Annotated in this window: 1 protein-coding gene; it reads left to right on the forward strand. The window is 55.0% G+C overall.

Going from position 1 to position 2,222, the window contains the following annotated elements:
* Positions 1 to 2,222, forward strand: a 2,222-nt coding sequence (locus ACQEXS_RS22370; protein WP_427015264.1) for a beta strand repeat-containing protein, incomplete at both ends; no start/stop codon positions are given.

Genomic DNA, 2,222 nt, shown 5'->3' on the forward strand with positions numbered 1-2,222 from the left:
TTCGGTACCATGGTGGTGACCACCGCTGATGGCACCGTTGTCAATCCAAATACAGATGGCAGCTACACCATCCCAGCGGGTCAAACGAACCTGACGGTGACCATTCCAACCACGGATGACACCGTATTCGAAGGTAACGAAGACTTTACCGTGACCGCAACGGCTGGCGATGGCACAGTGGGCAGCGATACCGGCACGGCGACCATCACTGATGGTGGTGAGAACGGCGGCAATGACGATCGCCCAACTGTCTCAATTACTGAAACGGTATCTGTGAGCGAAGGCGATGACGCGGTCTTTACTGTGAGCTTGTCACAAGCCGCGGATACGGATGTGACGGTCAACTTGGCAAGCCAGACTGGCTCAGCAAGCAGCGACGACTTTGGCACCATGGTGGTGACTACCTCTGATGGCACCGTTGTGAATCCAAATACAGATGGCAGCTACACCATCCCTGCCGGTGAAACGAACCTAACAGTCACTATCCCAACGACTAACGATACGGTCTTTGAAGGGAACGAAGACTTTACGGTAACCGCAACGGCTGGCGACGGCACCGTGGGCAGTGATACGGGCACCGCGACCATCACTGATGGTGGTGAGAACGGCGGTAATGATGACCGCCCAACTGTCTCAATTACTGAAACCGTTTCTGTCAGCGAAGGCGATGACGCAGTCTTTACCGTGAGCTTGTCACAAGCGGCAGATACGGATGTCACGGTCAATCTTGCAAGCCAAACGGGTAGTGCAGAGGCTGATGACTTTGGCACCATGGTGGTGACCACCGCTGATGGCACTGTGGTGAATCCAAACACAGATGGCAGCTACACCATTCCAGCGGGTCAAACCAACCTAACGGTGACCATTCCAACCACGGATGACACCGTATTCGAAGGTAACGAAGACTTTACGGTCACCGCGACGGCTGGCGACGGTACGGTGGGCAGTGATACCGGCACCGCGACCATCACCGATGGTGGTGAGAATGGCGGCAATGACGACCGCCCAACTGTCTCAATTACTGAAACGGTATCTGTGAGCGAAGGTGATGACGCAGTCTTTACTGTGAGCTTGTCACAAGCCGCGGATACGGATGTGACGGTCAACTTGGCAAGCCAGACTGGCTCAGCAAGCAGCGACGACTTTGGCACCATGGTGGTGACTACCTCTGATGGCACCGTTGTGAATCCAAATACAGATGGCAGCTACACCATCCCTGCCGGTGAAACGAACCTAACAGTCACTATCCCAACGACTAACGATACGGTCTTTGAAGGGAACGAAGACTTTACGGTAACCGCAACGGCTGGCGACGGTACGGTGGGCAGCGATACCGGCACCGCGACCATCACCGATGGTGGTGAGAACGGCGGCAATGACGATCGCCCAACTGTCTCAATTACTGAAACGGTATCTGTGAGCGAAGGCGATGACGCGGTCTTTACTGTGAGCTTGTCACAAGCCGCGGATACGGATGTCACGGTCAATCTTGCAAGTCAAACTGGCTCAGCAAGCAGCGATGACTTTGGCACCATGGTGGTGACTACCGCTGATGGCACCGTGGTCAATCCAAATACAGACGGCAGCTACACCATTCCAGCGGGTCAAACCAACCTAACGGTGACCATTCCAACCACGGATGACACCGTATTCGAAGGTAACGAAGACTTCACGGTAACGGCGACGGCTGGCGATGGCACTGTCGGCAGCGATACCGGCACCGCGACCATCACTGATGGTGGTGAGAACGGCGGCAATGACGATCGCCCAACTATCTCAATTACTGAAACTGTATCTGTGAGCGAAGGCGATGACGCAGTCTTTACCGTGAGCTTGTCACAAGCCGCGGATACGGATGTGACGGTCAACCTGGCAAGCCAAACGGGCAGTGCAGAGGCTGATGACTTTGGCACTATGGTGGTGACCACCGCTGATGGCACGGTTGTTAATCCAAACACAGATGGCAGCTACACCATCCCAGCAGGTGAAACCAACCTAACGGTGACCATTCCAACCACGGATGACACCGTATTCGAAGGTAACGAAGACTTTACGGTCACCGCGACGGCTGGCGACGGTACGGTGGGCAGTGATACCGGCACCGCGACCATCACCGATGGTGGTGAGAATGGCGGCAATGACGACCGCCCAACTGTCTCAATTACTGAAACCGTTTCTGTCAGTGAAGGTGATGACGCAGTCTTTACCGTGAGCTTGTCACA

The sequence above is a fragment of the Vibrio sp. TRT 17S01 genome, assembly GCF_050113695.1.
Taxonomy (GTDB): Bacteria; Pseudomonadota; Gammaproteobacteria; order Enterobacterales; family Vibrionaceae; genus Vibrio.